The organism is Peribacillus sp. B-H-3, from assembly GCF_048572925.1.
GTDB lineage: Bacteria > Bacillota > Bacilli > Bacillales > DSM-1321 > Peribacillus.
In genome coordinates this window covers 1863089-1885599 of the sequence record NZ_CP183879.1, presented here as the reverse complement: position 1 = coordinate 1885599, position 22511 = coordinate 1863089, and the positions used below count along the sequence as shown (strand labels likewise).

At 41.2% G+C, this 22511-nt stretch carries 20 protein-coding genes; 6 read left to right on the top strand and 14 right to left on the bottom strand.

Going from position 1 to position 22511, the window contains the following annotated elements; all coding sequences use genetic code 11:
- Nucleotides 1–126 precede the first annotated feature (126 nt).
- The 5 genes from lpdA to ACN6MY_RS09300 all read right to left on the bottom strand — a co-directional run bounded on the left by lpdA (nucleotide 127) and on the right by ACN6MY_RS09300 (nucleotide 6618).
- Nucleotides 127–1536 (bottom strand): dihydrolipoyl dehydrogenase, encoded by a 1410-nt coding sequence (gene lpdA, locus ACN6MY_RS09320; RefSeq protein WP_419883697.1) that lies wholly within the window; start codon nucleotides 1534–1536, stop codon nucleotides 127–129.
- Nucleotides 1537–1539: 3 nt separating this feature from the next.
- Nucleotides 1540–2886: a dihydrolipoamide acetyltransferase family protein gene (locus tag ACN6MY_RS09315; protein WP_419883696.1), complete on the bottom strand. Its 1347-nt coding sequence runs from the start codon at nucleotides 2884–2886 to the stop codon at nucleotides 1540–1542.
- Nucleotides 2887–3025: 139 nt separating this feature from the next.
- On the bottom strand, nucleotides 3026–4003 hold the full coding sequence (locus tag ACN6MY_RS09310; RefSeq protein ID WP_419883695.1) for an alpha-ketoacid dehydrogenase subunit beta: 978 nt from the start codon (nucleotides 4001–4003) through the stop codon (nucleotides 3026–3028).
- Nucleotides 4004–4006: 3 nt separating this feature from the next.
- Nucleotides 4007–5122, bottom strand: coding sequence for a pyruvate dehydrogenase (acetyl-transferring) E1 component subunit alpha (pdhA, locus tag ACN6MY_RS09305; RefSeq protein WP_419883694.1), 1116 nt, complete (start codon nucleotides 5120–5122; stop codon nucleotides 4007–4009).
- An 839-nt stretch (nucleotides 5123–5961) separates the two neighbouring features.
- Nucleotides 5962–6618 carry a YkyA family protein gene (locus ACN6MY_RS09300; protein WP_419883693.1) on the bottom strand — a complete coding sequence of 219 codons (657 nt, stop codon included), beginning with the start codon at nucleotides 6616–6618 and terminating at the stop codon, nucleotides 5962–5964.
- A gap of 223 nt (nucleotides 6619–6841) precedes the next feature.
- Between ACN6MY_RS09300 and ACN6MY_RS09295 the strand changes: the two genes are divergently transcribed.
- On the top strand, nucleotides 6842–7012 hold the full coding sequence (locus ACN6MY_RS09295; protein ID WP_419883692.1) for a YjcZ family sporulation protein: 171 nt from the start codon (nucleotides 6842–6844) through the stop codon (nucleotides 7010–7012).
- A 227-nt stretch (nucleotides 7013–7239) separates the two neighbouring features.
- Nucleotides 7240–7794: a peptide deformylase gene (gene def, locus ACN6MY_RS09290; RefSeq protein WP_419883691.1), complete on the top strand. Its 555-nt coding sequence runs from the start codon at nucleotides 7240–7242 to the stop codon at nucleotides 7792–7794.
- 132 nt (nucleotides 7795–7926) lie between these two features.
- On the opposite strand, the gene ACN6MY_RS09285 is transcribed toward def, so the two are convergent.
- On the bottom strand, nucleotides 7927–8694 hold the full coding sequence (locus ACN6MY_RS09285; protein ID WP_419883690.1) for a Cof-type HAD-IIB family hydrolase: 768 nt from the start codon (nucleotides 8692–8694) through the stop codon (nucleotides 7927–7929).
- Between the two features lie 762 nt (nucleotides 8695–9456).
- Here ACN6MY_RS09285 and ACN6MY_RS09280 point away from each other — a divergent pair.
- Together ACN6MY_RS09280 and rnjA are read left to right on the top strand one after the other, a co-directional pair.
- Nucleotides 9457–9672: a DNA-dependent RNA polymerase subunit epsilon gene (locus tag ACN6MY_RS09280; protein WP_419883689.1), complete on the top strand. Its 216-nt coding sequence runs from the start codon at nucleotides 9457–9459 to the stop codon at nucleotides 9670–9672.
- Nucleotides 9673–9675: 3 nt separating this feature from the next.
- Complete coding sequence (gene rnjA, locus ACN6MY_RS09275) at nucleotides 9676–11343, top strand: ribonuclease J1 (protein ID WP_071351695.1); 1668 nt, start codon at nucleotides 9676–9678, stop codon at nucleotides 11341–11343.
- A gap of 47 nt (nucleotides 11344–11390) precedes the next feature.
- On the opposite strand, the gene ACN6MY_RS09270 is transcribed toward rnjA, so the two are convergent.
- The 5 genes from ACN6MY_RS09270 to ACN6MY_RS09250 form a co-directional block, all read right to left on the bottom strand.
- Nucleotides 11391–12050 carry a potassium channel family protein gene (locus tag ACN6MY_RS09270; RefSeq protein WP_419883688.1) on the bottom strand — a complete coding sequence of 220 codons (660 nt, stop codon included), beginning with the start codon at nucleotides 12048–12050 and terminating at the stop codon, nucleotides 11391–11393.
- Nucleotides 12051–12337: 287 nt separating this feature from the next.
- Nucleotides 12338–14158 carry an ABC transporter ATP-binding protein gene (locus ACN6MY_RS09265; protein WP_419883687.1) on the bottom strand — a complete coding sequence of 607 codons (1821 nt, stop codon included), beginning with the start codon at nucleotides 14156–14158 and terminating at the stop codon, nucleotides 12338–12340.
- A gap of 26 nt (nucleotides 14159–14184) precedes the next feature.
- Complete coding sequence (locus ACN6MY_RS09260) at nucleotides 14185–15930, bottom strand: ABC transporter ATP-binding protein (protein WP_419883686.1); 1746 nt, start codon at nucleotides 15928–15930, stop codon at nucleotides 14185–14187.
- A 440-nt stretch (nucleotides 15931–16370) separates the two neighbouring features.
- Nucleotides 16371–16826, bottom strand: a complete 456-nt coding sequence (locus ACN6MY_RS09255; RefSeq protein WP_419883685.1) for a TlpA disulfide reductase family protein — start codon at nucleotides 16824–16826, stop codon at nucleotides 16371–16373.
- Nucleotides 16827–16918: 92 nt separating this feature from the next.
- Entirely contained in the window at nucleotides 16919–17461 is a 543-nt protein-coding gene (locus tag ACN6MY_RS09250) for a peroxiredoxin (RefSeq protein WP_071351699.1), read from the bottom strand.
- Nucleotides 17462–17826: 365 nt separating this feature from the next.
- On the opposite strand from ACN6MY_RS09250, the gene ACN6MY_RS09245 reads away from it, so the two are divergent.
- Complete coding sequence (locus ACN6MY_RS09245; protein WP_419883684.1) at nucleotides 17827–18669, top strand: mechanosensitive ion channel family protein; 843 nt, start codon at nucleotides 17827–17829, stop codon at nucleotides 18667–18669.
- A gap of 64 nt (nucleotides 18670–18733) precedes the next feature.
- On the opposite strand, the gene ACN6MY_RS09240 is transcribed toward ACN6MY_RS09245, so the two are convergent.
- From ACN6MY_RS09240 to ACN6MY_RS09230, 3 genes are all read right to left on the bottom strand, one after another.
- A complete protein-coding gene (locus ACN6MY_RS09240) occupies nucleotides 18734–19867 on the bottom strand; it encodes an N-acetyldiaminopimelate deacetylase (RefSeq protein ID WP_419883683.1) in 1134 nt (377 codons plus the stop codon).
- Between the two features lie 70 nt (nucleotides 19868–19937).
- Nucleotides 19938–20645 (bottom strand): 2,3,4,5-tetrahydropyridine-2,6-dicarboxylate N-acetyltransferase, encoded by a 708-nt coding sequence (gene dapD / locus ACN6MY_RS09235; protein WP_419883682.1) that lies wholly within the window; start codon nucleotides 20643–20645, stop codon nucleotides 19938–19940.
- A gap of 134 nt (nucleotides 20646–20779) precedes the next feature.
- A complete protein-coding gene (locus ACN6MY_RS09230) occupies nucleotides 20780–21661 on the bottom strand; it encodes a LysR family transcriptional regulator (protein WP_419883681.1) in 882 nt (293 codons plus the stop codon).
- Nucleotides 21662–21777: 116 nt separating this feature from the next.
- On the opposite strand from ACN6MY_RS09230, the gene ACN6MY_RS09225 reads away from it, so the two are divergent.
- Entirely contained in the window at nucleotides 21778–22509 is a 732-nt protein-coding gene (locus ACN6MY_RS09225) for a sulfite exporter TauE/SafE family protein (RefSeq protein WP_419883680.1), read from the top strand.
- The last annotated feature ends 2 nt before the right edge of the window (nucleotides 22510–22511 follow it).

The window sequence follows — 22511 nt, the reverse complement described above, 5'->3', positions numbered from 1 at the left end:
GGGTTCAGCTGCTGCTTGCTATTACCCGCCTATACTATAATTTGCTGTCTGTCAATGAAGGATATATATCGGTATAAACACAAAAAAATGCGCCTGCAAACAGCAGACGCATTTTTTTATGTTTATTTATTTTACGATATGGATTGGCATACCAAGTGCAACCTCAGCTGCCTCCATTGTAATTTCTCCCAAAGTCGGATGCGCATGAATGGTCATAGCGATGTCTTCTGCAGTCATGCCAGCTTCAATTGCCAATCCCAGCTCCGCAATCATATCAGAAGCTCCAGCTCCGGCGATTTGCGCGCCGATTACCAGTCCATCTTCTTTGCGTGTAACAAGCTTCATAAAGCCTTCTGCACTGTTTAATGAAAGAGCTCTTCCATTAGCTGCAAACGGGAATTTTGATCCAATAGCATCGATTCCTGCATCTTTAGCTTCTTTTTCAGTATAGCCTACAGAAGCAAGCTCCGGTTCAGAAAATACAACAGCCGGAATTGCCAGGTAATCAATTTCAGAAGCATGTCCTGAAATTGCTTCTGCAGCAATCTTGCCTTCGTAGGAAGCTTTATGCGCTAGAGGAGGTCCTGTAACGATATCACCGATTGCATAGATGTTTTTGATGTTTGTACGGCACTGCTCATCTATTTCAATCAGTCCGCGATCAGAAACCTTGATCCCAAGCTGCTCTAGTCCCATTTCTGCGGTATTCGGGCGTCGGCCGACTGTTACCAGCACATAGTCAGCTTCCACTTTCTTTTCTTCACCTTTAACTTCATAAGTGACAATTACGCCATTTTCTGTTTCTTCCACACTCTTGGCACTTGCTTTTGTAACAATTTCTGCACCCTTTTTCTTAAGGTTGCGTTTTACGAGAGATGACATTTGCTTTTCAAATGAAGCCAGGATTTCATCCAGTCCCTCTAAAATAGTAATTTTAGTTCCAAGGTTGGCATATGCTCCGCCGAGCTCTGTTCCAATATATCCTCCGCCGATTACAACCATTGATGTAGGAACTTCTTCAAGTGCAAGAGCACCTGTAGAGTTCAGAACGCGCTTTGAATATTTGAAAGCAGGGAGTTCAATCGGAGTAGAGCCAGTAGCAATGATTGCATTTTTAAATGTGTATGTTTGTGCAGAATCGTCATTGATTACACGAATACTGTTTTCATCCACAAAATATGCTTCTCCACGAACGATATCTACTTTATTGCCTTTCAGAAGAGTTTCCACTCCACCGGTAAGCTTATTAACAACGCTTGCTTTCCAGGTTTGTACCTTGGAAAAATCAAGTTTCACATTTTCAGCTGTTATCCCCATCTCATCTGAATGCTGTGCTTGCTCAAAACGATGTCCTGCAGAAATTAAGGCTTTTGAAGGAATGCAGCCTACATTCAAACAAACTCCGCCAATCGAACCTTTTTCAACAATTGTTACTTTTTGTCCAAGCTGGGCTGCACGGATTGCCGCAACATATCCGCCGGGACCTGCACCAATGACTAAAGTATCTGTTTCAATCGGAAAATCTCCTACTACCATTTTTTACGCCTCCATTAACAAAAGTTCTGGGTCGTTAAGCAATCTTTTTATATGATTAAGAGCATTTTGTGCTGTAGCACCATCGATAATCCGGTGATCGAAGCTAAGAGATAAAGCCAATACCGGAGCAGCAACAATTTCACCGTCACGGACAACCGGTTTTTCCGCAATGCGGCCGATTCCAAGAATGGCTACTTCTGGATGATTGATTACAGGAGTGAACCATTGTCCGCCTGCAGAACCAATATTGGTAATTGTGCAAGAAGCGCCTTTCATTTCATCTGGTGCCAATTTTCCTTCACGGGCTTTAGCTGCCAGTTCATTAATTTCATTTGAGACAGCAAATGTAGATTTGCGGTCTGCATCTTTTACTACAGGAACCAGAAGGCCTTTTTCAGTGTCTGCTGCAATTCCTATATTATAGTAATGCTTATGGACGATTTCGCTTGAAGCATCATCAATAGATGTATTAAGTGCAGGAAATTCACGCAATGCACTGGTTAAAGCTTTGACCACATAAGGAAGGAATGTTAATTTTATTCCCTTTTGAGCAGCAATTTCTTTGAACTTCTTGCGATGCGCAACAAGTTTGTCTACGTCCACTTCATCCATAAGCGTCACATGTGGAGCCGTTTGTTTAGAATGAACCATAGCTTTAGCAATTGCTTTTCTGATTCCGCTCATTTTTTCCCTGGTTTCAGGATATTGGCCTTCAGGGATTGCTGCTGCAGCTTTTGCAGGAGCTTTTTCCTCTTTAGCTGTTTCCTGGACAGGCAGTTCTGTCTGAGCTTGTTCTGCTCCGCCATTTGCGAAAGCATCAATGTCGCTCTTCATAACCCGTCCATTATCACCGGTTCCGGAAACCTGGCGGATATCTATTCCTTGTTCTCTTGCATATTTGCGTACGGAAGGCATGGCAATTACACGGCGGTTAGGGTCAGCATCCGCCTGCGGCTGCGCTCCTGCACCAGTGGTTTCTGTTTCTTCCTGCTTAGAAGCCTCTTTCTTATCCACTTCCTGGCCAGCTTCACCAGTAGATTGAACTTGTGCTTCCGTGCTTGATTTTCCTTCTTCTTCATCGTGATGGCCTTTAAATTGAAGGTTTTCGTATCCTGGTGCATCGAAAGTTACCAGAATGTCGCCAACTGTGGCAACCGTGCCTTCTTCTACAAGGACTTCTTCAACTGTTCCATCAACTGGAGATGGTATTTCCACAACAGCTTTGTCATTTTGAACTTCACAAAGCACATCGTCTTCTTGAATCTTATCTCCCGGTTTTATGAACCATTTTACTATTTCACCCTCGTGAATACCTTCACCGATATCTGGGAGTCTAAATTGGAATGACAATGAATTCACCCTCCTATTTTTTAAATCAACTATCGCAGCCAGAACAAAGCTATTACCTGTCGTCTAATAGCTTTTGCCGCAGACTTTAAGAAAAATGAACTGCTTAAGGGAAAAACCCGTAAGCAGACATCTTTGTTTATTAGAAATTCAGAACTTTTTTAGCTGTTTCAATTACATCTTTATAGTTTGGAAGCCAAACAGGCTCTGCCTGTGAAAATGGATAAATCGTATCTGCTGCAGCCACCCGGAGAACCGGTGCTTCAAGGCTTAAGATAGCGCGCTCATTTATTTCTGCCACAACATTTGCTGCCACACCTGCTTGTTTTTGGGCTTCCTGCACAACGATTGCACGGCCTGTTTTTTCCACAGAAGCAATGATTGTTTCAATATCAAGCGGAGCAATCGTGCGAAGGTCAACAACTTCAACTGAAAAACCTTCTTTTTCAAGCTCTTCTGCCGCTTTTAGAGACTCATGAACCATAGCTCCGTAAGTGATGATGGAAATATCTTTACCTTCACGTTTTACATCAGCTTTGCCAAGAGGAATGGTGTATTCTTCTTCTGGCACCTCTTCACGGAAGGCACGGTATAATTTTAAATGTTCCAGATAAATGACCGGGTCATTATCACGGATAGCAGAGATAAGAAGCCCTTTTGCATCATAAGGTGTTGAAGGAACAACTACCTTCAATCCAGGTGATTGAGTCATCAGCCCTTCCAGGCTGTCTGAGTGCATTTCCGGAGTATGGACCCCTCCTCCAAATGGAGAACGGACAGTAATCGGCATATTGTAGCGGCCGCCTGAACGGTAGCGCATACGTGCCATTTGTCCTGCAACTGAATCCATTACTTCAAAAACAAAACCAAAGAACTGGATTTCAGGAACCGGACGGAAGCCTTGAAGCGCCAGACCGATTGATAGTCCGCCAATACCGGATTCAGCAAGCGGTGTATCAAATACACGGTCCTCGCCGAATTCTTTATGCAAACCTTCTGTTGCACGGAAAACTCCGCCGTTGACACCGACATCTTCCCCGAACACAAGAACGTTTTCATTATTGCGCAATTCTGTGCGAAGTGCATCAGTAATCGCTTGTATCATTGTCATTTGAGCCATGGCTTACTTCGACTCCTTTTCTTTATAAATTTCATATTGTTCTTTTAAGTTAACAGGCATTTCTTCGTACATGATTTTCATCAGATCTGTCACTTTTTGTTTTGGAGTTTCATCAGCAATCTTAATTGCTGCCTTGATATCTTCTTTTGCTTTATCAATTGTCTCGTTTTCCATCTGCTCGTTCCAGATTCCTTTTCCTTCCAGGAATTTACGGAAGCGCACTAGCGGATCCTTAAGTTCCCATTCATTGTCAAGGTCTGAGGTACGGTAGCGAGTCGGATCATCGCCTGCCATGGTATGCGGGCCGTAACGGTATGTCAATGTTTCGATAAGCGTAGGGCCTTCGCCATTGACAGCGCGTTCACGAGCCTCTTTAACAGCCGTATAAACAGCAAGAGGATCCATTCCGTCTACCTGGATGCCCGGAATACCTGCAGCAACTGCTTTTTGGGCCATTGTTTTTGAAGCAGATTGTCTTTCCACTGGAGTTGAAATCGCAAAACGGTTATTTTGAACGATAAAGATAGCTGGCGCACTAAAAGCTCCCGCAAAGTTCATGCCTTCATAAAAATCACCCTGTGAAGTACCGCCGTCTCCTGTATATGTAACCGCAACTGCTTTTGCACCGCGTTTTTTCAAGCCAAGCGCTACACCGGCAGCTTGTACAAACTGTGCTCCGATGATAATTTGAGGAGATATCACGTTAACTCCCTCTGGGATCTGGTTTCCTTTGAAATGACCGCGTGAGAAAAGGAACGCCTGGGCAAGCGGAAGGCCATGCCAAATGAGCTGCGGCACATCACGATATCCAGGAAGAATGAAGTCTTCCTTCTCCAATGCATACTGAGATGCTAGCTGTGAAGCCTCTTGTCCGGCAGTCGGAGCATAAAATCCAAGCCTTCCCTGTCTGTTTAAGGAAATGGAACGCTGATCAAGAATACGTGTATACACCATACGCTTCATTAATTCCTGAAGCTGTTCATCTGTTAAATCAGGCATAGCATCTTTATTGACTACTTCGCCTTCTTCGTTCAGTATCTGTAAGGTTTGAAACTGTTCTTCAACAACATCGAGTTGTTTTTTGACATCAAATTTAGCCTGTTTCGTTTTGGAAGCCATCTGTGCCACCTCATCCTTTCAATAAAAGGGTTAAATTTATCTATAAAGCATTATCGATCTGCTCAGGTATCAAAATCCAGATCATTATATGTTTCCCTATACCTTTGTCCGTAAACACGAAGATTTTTTACCTTCTGCAAATTAATACTGTACCAATATTTTTTTTACTAAAATTGATACAATGCTTTATTCCATGTTTAGTTTACAGTAATCAATATTAATCCGTCAATGAGTTAGAATCTTTTATTCACCATGATTATTTTTATTGCTTTTTCATCCTCGTTACCTTTTTACAGACATCTGTTATAGTTTTAATTTTACTACTGTACTATAAAAACCTCAAAAGGTAAGCCTTTTCATTTTAAAATCCCTATTTCCTGTATAAGACAGCCAGTAGTTATTTATTTAAACAAAGGCTGCTCTGTTAATTTGGCCTGCGGATTTTTGTTAGGGACTTCAGCCTCCATTCAGCAAAATGAAGAAATTACAAATGCACTATAGCCTGCATCTAATGTGGCATGAATAGAAAAATAAGCTATTCGGTGTATATATTCGTTCGCATCCAAACTTGAGCATTTTTGCTATGTTTTATTCTAGAGCGAACAAATTCAGCATTGCCCTATTCACGAAAACACCTGTATTTGACTTAGCCTAAACAAAGAGCCTGTTAATAAGAGGCTATTTTTTTATACTTTGCTGATATGGAACATGGTGGCTGATTTCTGCTCCAGGATGCTCCTTCAATCAACCCCGGTTAACACTGGATTACCTCACAGAACACATTAAAAACAATCTATAGGAAAAAGCCTAAAAAAAAACTGGCCGCTGCACCAGTTTTTTTATTTTGATTCACTTTTTAATTCAGCCTGTTTATAAAAAGACTTTTTTTCTTTATTGTATTGATCTGTAAGGCTATTGAAATGTTTGTTCTCGGCCATCACCTTGTCATAGGACTGATTAATTTTATCAATCTGGGTCTGCAGTTCATCCATCTTCAGATCCTTTTTCTTAAAAAGCTGATACAGTTCCTTATTGTCTGCTAGGCTCTGTTTGTAAAGATGGTATAGCTTTTCATGGGCCTTATAGCGCTGATCCATCGTCTTTTGCATGTTTACTGCGGTTTTTTTCACATCGTTTTTATCAATGTCGCTGATTTCGCCGTCCATTTTTTTGAATTCATCCTGCGATGAAAGGATGCTCTTCCGCTCTTTTTCAACCAGCTGTTCACGTTTTTTAATATTCTCAATCGCTTTGTCGGATAAGGAAACAATCTGATCGTACTGAGGCATCCCCAATTTGATAATTTGCTGATAATAGGCATTTTCCTGTTTTTCAAGTTCAGTGATCGGTTTTTGCTGTTTTTCAAATGCCTTCTCTTGGTTGACGGTTTTTTGCAGCGTTTCCTGAATTTGCTCTTCAGGCGATGAACTTCCAAAACACCCGGATAAACCTGCTGTCAGTCCGATGATGAACAATACGTTAAGATACTTTAACACTAGTAGAACCCCCATTTTTCTAAGTATTCGTTTTTTTCCTGAACAGGCAAAGGAGTGCCGCCTGCTTTTGCCTAAAGGTTTTTCATACTGCTCTCCAGAAAGTCTCCTAATCGTTTCCAGTGTGCATGAGGAAAATCTCCTGCACCAAACCCTGCGAACCGCATAGGCTGTAGTAAATCATTCCAGGTGGATGATAAAAAAAGATAAAGCGGAGGTTTCACCTATGTATTATGGAGGTTATGGAAGCGAATGCTGCACACCGATTCCTTCTTACAGCTATTCCCCTTGCTATCCGGCAATTCCTGCAGGGGGCTGCGGTTTTGGAAAAGGCTTTGCCTTAATTATCGTCCTGTTCATTTTGCTTATCATTGTCGGTGCGTGCTTATGTAATTAATAAATACTATATAAGGCAAAAAGTGCTCACATTCATCACTCCAATATTCCTTTACCCTTTTCTACAAGAAACTAAAACAAGTGATTTGTATTTGTTGTACATGAATTGCACTGAGGGCGAGCGTTCAGCAAGCCCTCTTTATTTAAGGCTGCTTTTAAAATGTGCATTTACCTTTTCAGGACATTTTTGATAGACTTTTATTATACATATAAATAGAGGTGAAAATCGTGATTACCATGAAAGATATCGTCAGGGAGGGCCATCCTTCATTGAGACTGCCTGCAAAGGATGTTTCTTTACCAGCATCAGAAGAGGATAAAAATATCCTGAAGAGTTTAATGGAATATGTCCAAAACAGCCAGGATCCGGAAATGGCTGAAAAATACGGACTGAGGCCAGGAATCGGGCTGGCAGCACCGCAGATTAACATTACAAAGAAAATGATAGCCGTACATGTCCGGGATAAGAAAGGAAATCTGTTCAGCCACGCTCTCTTTAATCCAAAAATCATCAGCCACTCTTTAGAAAAATCTTACCTGACAGCTGGCGAGGGATGCCTTTCGGTTGACCGCGTCGTTCCCGGCTTTGTCCCGCGCCATTCCAGGGTAACAATCAAAGGAACGAAAATGGATGGAGAAGAAGTAAAACTGCGGCTAAGAGGACTGCCGGCTATCGTATTTCAGCATGAAATCGATCACCTTAATGGTATCATGTTTTATGATCATATCAATGAGAAAGATCCATTTGAAATCGAATCCGGTGCTGTTCCAATTGAACGCTGAATAAGAGGCTGGCAGTGCAAATCGGCTCACTGCCGGCCTCTTACTTTTTATATCTAACCTAATTAAGTGCAATCGCACTTTGCTATAGGCAGGCAATTGCAGACCGTGCGTCCTTCAATTGCCCCACATAGTTTATATCAGCTTCAGATGCTTCAATCCATAAAGGATGCCATCATCATCCACATCTTTTGTTACAAAATCTGCATGCTTCTTTACTTCTTCAAGAGCATTTCCCATCGCAACTCCATGGCCGACAGCCTGAAGCATTTCAATATCATTCAGACCATCCCCGAACGCATATACATCATCCAGTTCGAATCCTATTTTGTCCATGAGTATTTTGATTCCCTCTGCTTTAGATCCGCCTGCGGGCAGCACATCCAAGCATAATTCATGCCATCTGATGAATCTGAATTTATCATAATGGCCTATGTATTGATGTTCTTCTTCTTCTGAGCAAAACAATAAAGACTGATATATTTCTTTATCTTTATAAAAATCTGCATCCTGTTCGGGATGAGGGAATTTAAGTGTCCCCATTGCCTCTTTCACTCTGCCATTATTTTGAACAGTTGACTTCATTGTCTGCTCATTCATGAATACAAAAGCAGTATCCTGTTTGCCTGCATGGTTTTTTAACTTTTCTACTTCTTCAGGTGATAAAGGATTTTGGTAGATAACATTATTCTCAAAAACAACATATTGCCCATTAAAACTGACAAATGTATCAATACCCAGCTCCTCCCTTAAGGCTTTAAACATAAAAGGAGCTCTCCCAGTTGAAATGGCGACAAACACTCCATTTTCCTGAAGGGTTTTAATAGCCTTTTTTGCCGATGCGGGGAGTGATTTCTCATGATCAAGCAGCGTACCATCTATATCAAAAAAAACAATTTTCATCAGGTTCCACATCCATTCTTTTCAGTACAGCATTCATTATAATTTATTGATATGTTCCCATTTAATACTCACTTTAGGAAATAAGTCAAGAAAACAGGGGTAAATTTTCAGGGAGATTTATGTAAGCAATTCCCAGACTTCAAACTGCAAGTTCTTAAGGTTTTTTCGCATACTAAAGGAAGTGACTGACTAAAGGATATGTTCATTAGCGCAGAACAGACTTTCGGTATTTTACGTTTTGTGCAGAAAGATATATTTACATTATCCAATATTCCTTTACAATAATAGATAAGGGGAGCGTGATCACCTTGTTAAAAAGGCTGCGAAAAAAACTGCTTAAACAATGGAATGATCTAATAAGAAAAAAATCAATTGCCTGATGTTCATATCGTGCAATGATTCTTCTCCCGCCTGATCTGGCATATGGAATCCAGAACGGGCAAATGGCCCTCCCACAATTCAGGCAGGGCTTCTTCTATATGAAAATTCAAATGAATATCCTTACATATTCCTCCTGGAAGCGTACTGTCTTGAGGAAAATGACCGATAAGGTTTGGTTTCTGGATGAACTGTTGGTATAATTCTTTTTATACAGGTTTTATCAATTATAATTATGTACATAATAGGCTTCAAAAACCAAAAAGCAAATACTGGTTTAAAGAAGGCTCTATGAATTTTAGCATGATGTTGTAAAACATGAAAAAATTGTTGTTTTTATATATAATGAAAAAAGCAATTAAAAAAGAATAGGAGAGAGATTCGATGACTTTTAAAGTTTACTACCAAGTAAATGCAACAGAAGTCCCGGTGCGGGAAAATACAAAAACAATTTATGTGGAAGGCGAGTCGGAACGGGATGTCCGTTTAAAACTCAAATCAGAACCATATAATATTGAATTCGTTCAAGCAGTACAAGGCGCTTATTATGATTATGAAAAAGAACATAATGAAGATTTTAAAGTATTGGAGCTAGGATAATTTATGAAATTTGTAAAAAATGATCAAACAGCCGTCTTCGCTTTAGGCGGACTGGGAGAAATCGGTAAAAACACTTACGCTGTACAATTCCAGGATGAAATCATCATCATCGATGCGGGAATAAAATTTCCTGAAGACGAACTTCTTGGCATCGATTATGTTATTCCTGATTACAGCTACTTAGTTAAAAATGAAGATAAAATCAAAGGCCTTTTCATCACACATGGCCATGAAGATCATATCGGCGGGATTCCTTACTTCCTTAAACAGCTGAACGTCCCTGTTTATGGCGGGAAATTGGCTTTGGGACTTCTTCGGAATAAGCTTGAAGAACATGGACTGCTGCGCCAGACAAAATTAATTGAAATCCAGGAAGATGATGTAATCAAGTTCAGAAAAACATCTGTAACGTTTTTCCGCACAACACACAGCATTCCTGATTCTTATGGAATTGTAGTAAAAACACCGCCTGGGCAAATTGTCCACACAGGCGACTTCAAATTCGATTTCACTCCAGTCGGCGAGCCTGCCAATTTGACAAAAATGGCTGAAATCGGAAGAGACGGAGTTCTTTGCCTGCTTTCAGACAGTACGAATAGTGAAGTCCCTCACTTTACCATGTCTGAAAGACGCGTCGGCGAGAGCATTGATGATATTTTCCGGAAGGTTGACGGAAGAATCATTTTTGCAACATTCGCTTCAAACATCCACCGTCTGCAGCAGGTTACAGAAGCTGCTGTAGCAAACGGGCGGAAGGTTGCTGTTTTCGGCCGGAGCATGGAAGCAGCCATCAATATAGGGCTTGAACTGGGATATATCAGTGCACCTAAGGATACTTTCATTGATACTCACCAGCTTAACAGAATGCCTGCCAATAAGGTTGCGATCTTGTGTACAGGAAGCCAGGGAGAACCTATGGCCGCCCTTTCGAGGATAGCAAACGGAACACATCGCCAGATTCAGATTATTCCTGGGGATACTGTTGTATTTTCATCTTCTCCTATACCAGGCAACAATATCAGCGTTTCCAGAACAATCAACATGCTTTACCGCGCTGGTGCTGAAGTCATTTCCGGACCGCTTAACAATATCCATACTTCTGGACACGGCGGACAGGAAGAACAGAAATTAATGATTCGTTTAATGAAACCAAAATTCTTTATGCCGATTCACGGTGAATACCGGATGCAGAAACTTCATAGCCAGCATGCGATTGACTGCGGAGTTCCTGCTGAAAATTGCTTTATCATGGATAATGGCGAAGTGCTGGCACTCAGTGAAAATACTGCCCAGGTTGCCGGCAAAATCCCTTCAGGCTCTGTCTATATTGATGGAAGCGGCATTGGCGATATAGGCAATATCGTTTTGCGCGACCGCCGCATCTTATCTGAAGAAGGTCTTGTCGTAGTGGTCGTCAGCATTAATATGAAAGAATTCAAAATCTCTGCAGGACCGGACATTATTTCAAGAGGCTTTGTTTATATGAGAGAATCCGGTGATCTGATAAGTGATGCCCAGTCCCTAATCACAAAGCATCTCAATAAAGTGATGGAAAGAAAGACTAATCAGTGGTCAGAAATCAAGAATGAAATCACTGATACACTTTCACCGTTCCTTTATGAGAAAACAAAACGCCGCCCGATGATCCTGCCGATTATCATGGAAGTATAATAGCCATTAAAAAAACCGTTCCTAAGGAACGGTTTTTTTGTGCACAATCATTGAATGACTTTTCTTTCAAACCTGCTGATATCATCGTCTGCACCAATGACGATGAGGATATCCCCATTTTGAAAGATATCAGTGGCAAGCGGAGAAACAATGATTTCCTTCCCTCTTTTAATAGCGACAATGTTGATGCCAAACCTTGCACGAATATCTAAATCAATAACAGATTTTCCTGTCATTTTACCGCTGGCTGCAATCTCAGCAATAGAATGCTCATCAGACAGCTCTAAATAATCCAGGACATTGTTTGAAACAATATTATGGGCAATTCTTCTTCCCATATCCCGCTCAGGGTGTACAACACGATCAGCACCTATTTTCAGCAGTACTCTTTCGTGGTAATCATTTTGAGCTTTGACTGTTATATTTTCCACTCCCAATTCCTTTAGCATGAGAGTTGTAAGAATACTGGATTGAATATTATCCCCAATCGCTACGATAACATGATCGAAGTTCCGGATGCCAAGGCTTTTCAGAACATTTTCATCTGTCGAATCACCGATTACCGCATGGGAAGCCACCAGGGCAAATTCATTGACCCTTTCTTCATTTGTATCTATGGCCAGGACCTCCATGCCTTCTTCAGCCAATGTCCTGACTATACTTCCCCCAAATCTCCCTAAACCAATTACAGCAAATTCCTTTTTCACTAAAATTCCTCCTGAACACATCATCAAATTCCGCCTTCATGCAGAAACATCCCTCCCGAAGGCTCTCCTTATGACCCAGTATGTCTTGACAGGCGCCATGCAGGAAAATGTATGTACCCTGCTGCCCTGCCTTCATGGCCAGTCATGCGCTTGTATTACTCTAGTTTATCACATTGTTTTTTTTCTAGCAGGGACGAAAAAATTGTACCATATTAATATTCAAAAAAAGCCAGCTTCTCCTTCCAGATGGAAGTAGATTGCTGACCGCTTTTCTTTCATTATCCTTTTTATACAGCTTGCTGCATATTGAACTGCGCTTTAACAAGATGATAATATTCTCCCTTTAGGTTCATCAGTTCTTCATGGCTGCCTTCCTCCAGGATTTCTCCATGGTTCAGCACGAATATTTTATTCGCTTCCCTAATAGTTGATAATCTGTGTGCGATGATGATTGAGGTTCTTCCCTTAAGCAGGGTTTTAAGTGCTTCTTGTATTTTCATTTCCGTTTCAGTATCAATGCTCGCAGTTGCCTCATCGAGAATCAGAATCTTAGGATCTGCAAGAAGGGCCCGAGAAAAGGAAAGAAGCTGCCTTTCCCCTACAGACAGGATATTCCCCCTCTCCTCTACCTCTGTTTCATATCCATTCGGCAAAGATTGGATGAATATATCGGCTCCAACAGCCCGGGCTGCATTTTTCACTTCTTCGTCGGTTGCGTCAGGGCGTCCAAAACGAATGTTTTCCATAATGGTACCCGAAAAGATAAATGTATCCTGCAGCACAATGCTGATATTTCCCCTAAGGCTTGTTAGGGACATGTTTTTTAAATCAATACCGTCTATTTTAACTTCTCCTGCGGTCGGATCATAAAAGCGGCTGATCAAATTTGCAATCGTGGTTTTTCCGGATCCTGTATGGCCTACAAGCGCTACAGTGCTTCCAGCTTCCATCTCGAGTGAAATCCCCTTTAATGCTTTTCGGGCGCCGTTATAGGCAAATTCTACCGAATCAAAAATGATATGGCCTTTCATATCATCATGTTTAACAGAATCAGGATGCTCATCAATTAAAGGCTTTTCATCTAAATATTCAAAAATCCTTTCTGAAGAAGCCATCCCGACCAGCAGCTGGTTATATACCTGCCCCATTCGCGAAATGGGATCCCAAAACATTCCCAGATAAAATGAGAAGGAAACAAATTCGCCAAGTGACAGGGAGCTCCCCCGGATTAGATGTGATCCATACCAAATTAATACAGCTGTCCCAAGTGCATTTGTAGCTTCAACTAGAGGCCTGAATACTGCATTTTTTCTGGCAGCGCTACTCCAGCTCTCAAAGTTTTCTGCATTGATCCCGTCAAAAAAGTTCATGTTCTCTTTTTCTTGGGTGAATGACTGTGTAATCCTGATTCCCTGTATGCTTTCATTTAAATGGGAATTCAATTTCGACTGTTTTAAACGGACCAGCTGCCAGCTTCTCCTGATTTTTTTGCGGAGACTGGTTGAAATAAAGAACATAATAGGCAGAATGATCATGATGGCCAGTGTCAACGAAGGACTTAATGTAAATAAAATAACAATAATGCCCGCAAGCAAAACCATATCCATCAAAAGATTAATGACCCCGTTTGTAAACAGCTCCTGAAGAGAGTTAATATCATTCATGATTCTCACCAGGATTGACCCTGCAGAGCGCTGATCAAAAAAACGATGCGATAGGCTCTGCACATGTGTGAATAAATCCTTCCTTAAATCATAAATAACATTTTGCCCAAGCTCGTTCATCCACTTTATCCGAAAAATATTTGCAGCATATGCAATAAGATACAAACAGGCAATAATACCGATATACATGAAAAGATGGTTCGTGTTTTTTTCCTTTATGGCCCCTCCAAGTGTATACACTCCAATAAGAGCTGGAATAACTAGCTTTATCGCTGTTGTCAGCAAGACGGAAAAAATGGCCAGAGGCAGAAGCTTCTTGCTGTACGGCTTCATATAACTGAATAATCTAAGCATTTGTTTCCAATTAAAGGGTTTCTCAATGACTTGGTCATTAGAGTACTGAAAACGCTCTGATGAAGTTCTTTTAGATTTTGCCTGTTTCATATTCAACCTCCTATCTATTCAATCCATTATGATTGCAGTATCAAATCTCTGTCTTTGAATTGAATATCATATATTCTCCCATATGCTCCATGGGACTTTATTAATTCATCATGGGTGCCTCTTTCAGCGACTTTTCCATTTTCCAGGACCAGTATCTCATCTGCATGCTTTAAGGAAGAAATACGGTGTGCAATGATAAATGTCGTCCTTCCTCTCATGACTTCACTGAAAGCATTTTGTATTTTGTATTCGGTTTCCATATCAACAGCGCTTGTTGCATCATCAAGTATGAGTATGCTTGGATTTATACAGATGGCTCTGGCGATGGCAATTCTCTGTTTCTGACCGCCAGACAGCCCCATCCCCCTCTCCCCGAGAAGGGTATCATACTGATCAGGAAGTTCCATAATGAATTCATGTGCCTGTGCCCTTTTTGCGGCATCGATGATTTCTTCCATGGATGCTTCCGGTTTACCATAGGCTATATTTGATTTGATGGTTGAAGAAAAAAGGAAGGATTCCTGCATGACAAATCCGATATTCTTTCTAAGGGTTTGGAGTGAATAATCCCTAATGTCTTTTCCATCAATCAGAATACTTCCGTCTGTCGGTATATAAAATCGTGTAATCAGCTGTGTGATTGAAGTTTTCCCGCTGCCAGTGGCACCGATCAGGCCTATTACCTTGCCCGGTTCTGCTTTAAAGGAAATATCATACAGGGCTTCTTCATCATCTTCGGTATATTGAAGGCTGACATTCTGGAATTCTATTGAGCCAAGTAGCCGCTCCATTTCAATGGCATCTTCTCTTTCCTCAATATGCTGTGTTTCCTCAAGTATCTCCAGCAGTCTTTCTCCGGATGCCTTAGACTGGGAAAACATATTCACAACAAAGCCAAGGTTCACAATCGGCCAAATAATAAACCAGACCAGGCTGTAGAAGGCAACAAGTTCTCCTGGAGTCAAGGTGCCATGGATAACAAGATAACCTCCATAAGAAAGCAAAGCTACTACTGAGATGTTTCCCAAAAGCTCCATCACTGGAAAATACTTCGCCCATATTCCAGAAGTAAGCAGACTGTTTTGCTTATATTCCCCGTTGGAGCTGTTAAATTTCCCGATTTCAAAGTCTTCTCTCGAAAGTGATTTTACCGTATTGATACCGCTGATGTTTTCCTGTACATTGGTATTCAATTTTCCGAATGACTTTCTGATTTTCCTGAAAGCCGGATGCACGGCTTTATCAAATTTGTATACGGCTGCCGCCAAAAATGGAAGTGTGCTAAGCGTCACAAATGTAAGAGGAACAGAATAGTAAAACATAACTCCGCAGCAAATCAAAACCATCAATATAAAGCGTATGAGCTCTGAAAAGCCGTAAGAAAGGAAAAACCGGAAGCCCTCAACATCTGCTGTCAGCCTCGACATCAAATCTCCCGTCTTTGCATTATCATAATAGCGAAACGGCAGGTACTGCAGTTTTTCATATAGAGAATTTCTCAGCTTATAAACCGAATGAATCCCGAATAAATCACCTGTATACTGATTAACAAAGGTGGCTCCGCCTTTGATGACCATGATGGCTACAAACCCCAGTGAAAGATATGGAACCATATAATATTTCTTCTCATTTACAACTTTATCAATGGTCAGCTGCAGAAAAACCGGATAAACAACGGTAACTCCCGTAATGATCAGCAAAAAAGCAAGGGAGACAAAAAAATATTTTTTGTATGGCCAATAAAAATCTTTTAGTTTTTTAAAAGTCTCCAATTTTCACTTCCCCTTTCTAGTTCCAAAAAAATCAAAATATGTATTTTTATAAACAGACACCTTACTAAATATATCGAGTTTCGAAATAAATTTCCAGCTATTTTTAATAATATTTTTTATTTTTTTAAAATTCGAATAAAATAAACTATCCCCTAAATTGTCCAAGAGTCAAATATGATTTGGGTGTATAAAAAAGACTGTTTTCATATACTTTGCAGCTATGGGCGGCTGCTTTCCATGTGGCTGGAGTGACGGTGAGACATGCTCACCTGCGGGGTCTAACATGCCCCGCCCGCATGAGCCTCGCCCCTTGACTCCAATCAACCCGTTTAACAATGGCATCGCCTAACAGAACTCAAATACTTTAATCTTTAAAAAAGAGCAAAAAAAAAGACTAAACCCTCATCTGTCGATGAGACGGGGTTTAGTCTATCTTTAAGTTAAACTGTTTTTTCATTTTCATCCAATACGCGGTTTACACGTTTTTCGAGCATTTTCATTCCGCTTCCGCCTGCCTGAAAATGACGCAGCTTGCCTTCTTTATCAAACACATAATAAGCAGGAACATATTGATTTTCAAATGCATCATTCAGTTTTAGTTCACTGTCCACATAAATAGGCTGGGTAATGCCATGCTCTTTGGCAACCTCTTTAATTTCTTCAAGATCCAGGTCTTTTTCTGATCGCGGCATATGAACTGCCACTACATTCAGCTTATCCTTGAATTCGTCTCTAAACTGATTGACCTGCGGCATCGCTTCTTTGCATAAATGGCAGCTTACAGACCAAAAATGGATCAGAGTCGGTTTATTGCCTACAAGATCTTCCTTAGTTACCTCATTGTTCACCCACGCTGTTGCGCCGCTTAATTCCGGCATTAATTCGCGCAATTTCAAAACAATGCACCTCCACTTGTTTGAATAAAAGCACTATCAAGATGATGCCTATCTAAAAAGGCCTAACTGCAAAGTTAGGCCCTGCAAATAAATTAAAGTGTTTTTTGTCCAGGTCTCCAGTTGGCTGGGCATAATCCGCCAGTCTGCAGAGCTTGAAGCACGCGAAGTGTTTCATCTACATCACGGCCAATATTGTTATGGTTGACTACTTGATATTGGAGCTCGCCTTCAGGGTTAATGATGAACAAGCCGCGAAGTGCAACGCCTTCTTCTTCAATCAGCACGCCGTATTCACGGGAAAGCTGGTGGTTAGTGTCAGCAGCCAGGGCATATTTAAGATCGCCAAGTCCGTTTTCTGTACGGTCAGTGTTAATCCATGCAAGATGAGTATGAATAGTGTCAGTAGAAACACCAATTACTTCAGCGTCCAAATCTTCGAACTCGTCAAAGCGATCAGACATAGCAGTAATTTCTGTTGGACATACGAATGTAAAGTCCATTGGATAGAAAAATAAAACTGTCCATTTATCGTTTTTCATATTTTCTTCAAGGCTTACTTTTCCAAACTCTTTATTAGGCATAACAGCATCCAGTTCAAAGCGCGGAGCCTGTTTTCCTACCATGCGTTCTGGCATAATAATCCCTCCAATTAAGTAATTAAATGAGAATGCAACATTATATTCTCATTTTTTCTGCACAAAATCCATTATAGACAAGCTCATTCTTGCCGTCAATTAAAACGATTTTAGATAAAGAGTAATTATTAATAATAACTCCCGCTTCCACTATCATTTCCTTTATGCTGTTTTCTGATTCCTTCCTGCTATAACCAAGTTTTATAAGCAGAGCAGCGTAAGATATAAATAGGTAAATGGCGGCTAAAGCGATGAAGTTTTTTTCATTTTCAGTTAAAATAGGAATGTCTCAAGAAAGTTTATCATGAACATATTGGGGAATATAATGAAGTGCTTTAACTGACGAACACAGAAAGGAAGATTACATGAAACTGCATGAATTCACGCTCCCTAATGACGTCCAGGATATCAGTTACTGGAACGATTTATTCATAAAAGGCGGCATGATTTTTTTAAAAATCCTCATTATCTATTTCATTTATCTGATTGTCAGGTCACTTTCAAGAAGAATAATCAAAACCAGTTTTTCAAGAATCCGCACTCGCGAAAAGGTGTCTCCAGGACGGTCCAAAACCCTCGAAAGCCTTTCAGGCAACGTCATAAGCTATATTCTTGTCTTTGTGCTCCTTGTTACCATTTTTCAGGTTCTCGGGATTCCTGCAACCTCTATCTTGGCAGGAGCCGGTGTTGTCGGGCTTGCTGTTGGTTTTGGGGCACAGGGACTTGTCAGTGATGTTGTAACTGGATTTTTTCTATTATTGGAACGCCAGCTTGATGTAGGGGATTACGTAACAATAGGCACTTTTTCAGGAGTCGTTGAACAGCTCGGACTTAAAACCACCATCATCCGCGGCATGGACGGAACTCTCCATTATCTTCCCAACCGGCAGATAACCAGCTTAAGCAATCATTCTAGAGGCAATATGAGTGCGTTAGTTGATATTTCTTTTCCTGCCGATAAGGAAGTAGAGCCTCTCATAAAGCTTCTGCAGGAAGCATGCAGCAGAGTTGCTGAAGCACAGTCTCAGAATATCATCGAGGGCCCGAGTGTTCTTGGCGTGCAGTCCTTTGATTCATCCAATGTCGTAATCCGCATCCTCGCAAAAACGATAAACGGCGAACAGGCAGATGTTGAACGGTCATTAAGAAAAACGATAAAAGCACAGCTTGAAGAACAAAAAAGACTGGAATCAAGTGCAGAAGCGTAAAAATGCAAAGAAAAAGAAAAGGGTCTGCTGCAAATGCCCTTTTCTTTTTCTTTGCATGCATTTCTTACATTCTATTTGCTTTGAAGCTTATATAAGAAATCAGCAATGGTATCGCTGTGCCGATTGCCTCTTCATCCGGATTTAGCATGGAGTGATGCAAGCCATAAGCAGAGCCTGCACCAAGCCAGAACATAAAACCGGGTATCTCCTTCACCATATAGCCAAAGTCCTCGCCGGTCATCGCCTCGGTGCATTCAATGACCTTTGCACTTGAGTGTTTTTCGGCAAACTCCATGAATTCCCTTGTCAGCTTTTCCTCATTGTACACCTGATAATACATACTTCCATAATCGATTGAAGCTTCACATTCAAAGCCAATTTCGATTCCTTTGACAAGTGCTTCAATCCGGCTTTTGACCTTAAGCATGGAATCGGCATTAAGCGTCCGTATTGTACCTTCCAGACGGGCATTTTCAGCAATGACGTTCTGAACGGTGCCTCCTGTTATCTTGCCAATTGTAATGACCGCAGAATCAAGCGGGTTGATATTTCTCGACACAATAGTCTGCAGCTGGCCGACTAGTGAGCAGGCACCAACTACCATATCCTTTGTTTCATGGGGATATGCCGCATGGCCGCCCTTTCCTTTTAAGTCAATAAACAGCTCTGACGTGTTTGCAAAAAGCAGGCCCGCTTTGACGGCGATAGTGCCCGCAGGGTATTCGGGTGCTATATGAAGCCCAAGGATCTGATCGGGACGCCACTTTCGCATAGCTTCTGTCTTAAGCATGGGCTCAGCACCGCCAGGCCCTTCTTCTGCTGGCTGGAATATAAAGAGCAGGTTGTCCTCTGCAGGATGATGTGCAAAATGAGTCAGTACGCCAAGCGCTATGCTCATGTGCAAATCATGGCCGCAGGCATGCATCCTTCCTTCATGCCGTGATGCATAAGGCAGCCCTGTTTCTTCTTTAATGGGAAGTCCATCCATATCTGCCCGATATCCGATGGTCTTACGGGGGCTGGTGCCTTTAATTCTAACGAAAATGCCTGTTTTCCATGTTTCTGTTTCAAGATTATCTTGCGGAAGAGTTTTTATATAATCTAATAAAAATTGCTGTGTTTTAAATTCCTTAAAACCCAATTCCGGTATTTGATGAAGTTCTCTGCGTATCTCGATGAACGGATTGATTTGTTCCATTTTCACTGCCTCCTAAGCACAAAAGCGCGGATAAAGCAGTCCGCGCTTTTGTGGGATGTATATAGATTTATTAAAGCTGGCGAAGCTCCTGCATGATTTCTGTTTTCGACTTGGTTTTTTCATCAATTTCTTTAATGACCTTCGCTGGAGTTCCGGCTGCAACCGTATATGGAGGCACATCTTTTGTTACAATGGCTCCTGCAGCGACTACAGCTCCTTTGCCGATTGTTACTCCTTCAAGAACAACTGCATTTGCTCCAATCAGCACGTCATCTTCAACAACAACGGGCTTTGCGGAAGGAGGCTCAATAACACCTGCAAGGACTGCGCCGGCTCCGATATGGCAGTTCTTTCCTACCGTTGCTCTTCCGCCTAGAATGGCGTTCATATCAATCATGGTTCCTTCACCGATCACTGATCCGATATTAATGGAAGCTCCCATCATGATGACTGCATTATCGCCGATTTCAACCTGGTCGCGGATGATTGCGCCCGGTTCAATTCTTGCCTTGATTCCCTTCAGGTTAAGCAATGGGATAGCAGAATTTCTGCGGTCATTTTCTACTACGAAATCCTCAATTTTATTATTTCCCTCAAGGATTGGGCCTAAAATGTCCCATTCACCGAACACCACTCCGGTGCTGCCGGTAATGAATGTCTTGGAAGAATCCCCGAAATCGACACCTTCTAGATCACCTTTTACATATACCTTTACTGGTGTTGATTTTTTACTGTTTTGTATGAATGAGATAATCTCATTTGCGTCCATCATTTTCATGCTTATAGTCCTCCTGTATGTATCATTTTTCAGATTTAAATTTACCAAACTACAGTATTTAAAACAAGTTATTGCATACCTAAAGCTGAAAAATAAATTTCCCGGGGAAACCTGCCACCCCCATGATAATGAAATTATATTTCCTGCATCTGAATATGCTCTTTGACAATTTCAGTGAATGCCTGTACCTGCTTCAGCCCAAAAGCAGATTCATATCCGCAAAGCCAGGTATCTCTTTGGATGGAATGTTTTTGATCATTGCTGAGCGGGATTTTATATACATTCTCGTCTTTATTATGCAGAGTAATGGCAGGCAGGATGGCATAGCCGATTCCATTGAACACCATTTGTTTACAGGTTTCAATCTGGTCGACGACAATTGTATTTTTGGGAGTGGTCTGGAATTGTCTGTGCCACCAGTCCTGAATTTCCTGATAATAATTGGAATCGCTTTTAAATTGAATAAATGGCCGTTCTGTTTCCAGAACCTGGCTTAATTCATTCATTTCGGTATCGACCAGATAAAGCTTATCTGTGAAAAGGTGCTTTTTTACCCCTTTCCAGTCAGGGGCACCCCTGATGATTCCTATATGGACCTGCCCTTCATATAATGATTTTAGGATTTCGCTGCTCCAGCCAGTAATAAGTGATATTTTCGCATAAGGGTACTTTTGAACGAATTTTTTCAAAACCTGCGGCAGCCAGTTTTGACCCACGATTGTTGCACAAGCTATTTTTAGCGTGCCATACACTTCATGATCCATGGACTGTATATCTTCCCTTACCTTTTCTTCTTTTTCAATTACTTCATTCGCGAAACGAATCACTGCCTCGCCTGCAGGAGTAAGGGACAGCCCCTTTTGGGAGCGGAGAAACAATTTCTTCCCCCAATCATTTTCAATGTTCTGCAGTCTTTGAGAAAGTGCTGGCTGTGAAACAAATAAACGCTCAGCAGCTTTTCTCATATTCATTTCCTGCGCTAAAACGGACAGAAGCTGAAATTCTGTAAATAACATAACCGTTCGCACCTCCAATGATAACTAAATCTTATGTCTTTGATTAATTTTATCAGAATTTAATTATCAACTTAAACGGCATATAATACAAGAGAAAAAGAAAGGAAGCGAGCGAAATGACAATTGTTTTATTGATCGTGATTGGATTTACAGCTACTTTTATTGGCACACTTGCCGGAAGCGGCGGATTAATCGGCATGCCATCGCTGCTGCTTATCGGAATTCCGATACATTCTGTTATAGCATCCGCTAAGTTCTCAAACATGTTTTCTTCGTTTTCAAGTTTTTATGTTTTGTTAAAGCAAAGAGAGCTGACATTAAAAGATGTACTCACCCTGATTCCTTTTGCCTTGACTGGGGGATTGACAGGCGGAATGCTTGCGAATTCTTTCAGCGAAAAAACAATGAATATTATGGCTGTTATTCTCCTATGCATGGCGTTTACAATCAGTTTTTTTAAAAAACCGAAACAAAAAGGCGGTGATTGGTATATCCCTAAAAAAGCATATCCTGCCCTTTTTGGGATAAGTGTATATGATGGAATGTTTGGCCCTGGACAGGCGACCCTGCTGATGTACACATTTTTAAACAATGGTGCAAGCTACCTGAAGGCCTTGGCATTTACCCGCTTTCAGACCTTCATCAGCTGCGGGGCAGCATTTCTGTCTTATCTGTATGCCGGTAATTTCGAATGGGATGTCGCTATATATTATGCGATAGGGTCTATCGCTGGTGCCCAGCTGGCAGTACGGGCGGCAAGAAAAATTTCTGCAAATCATCTAAAAAAGATTTTGCACGCCGTAACTATTGCCCTTATCTTGCAGCTGATTTATCGCCTTTTCCTTTAAAA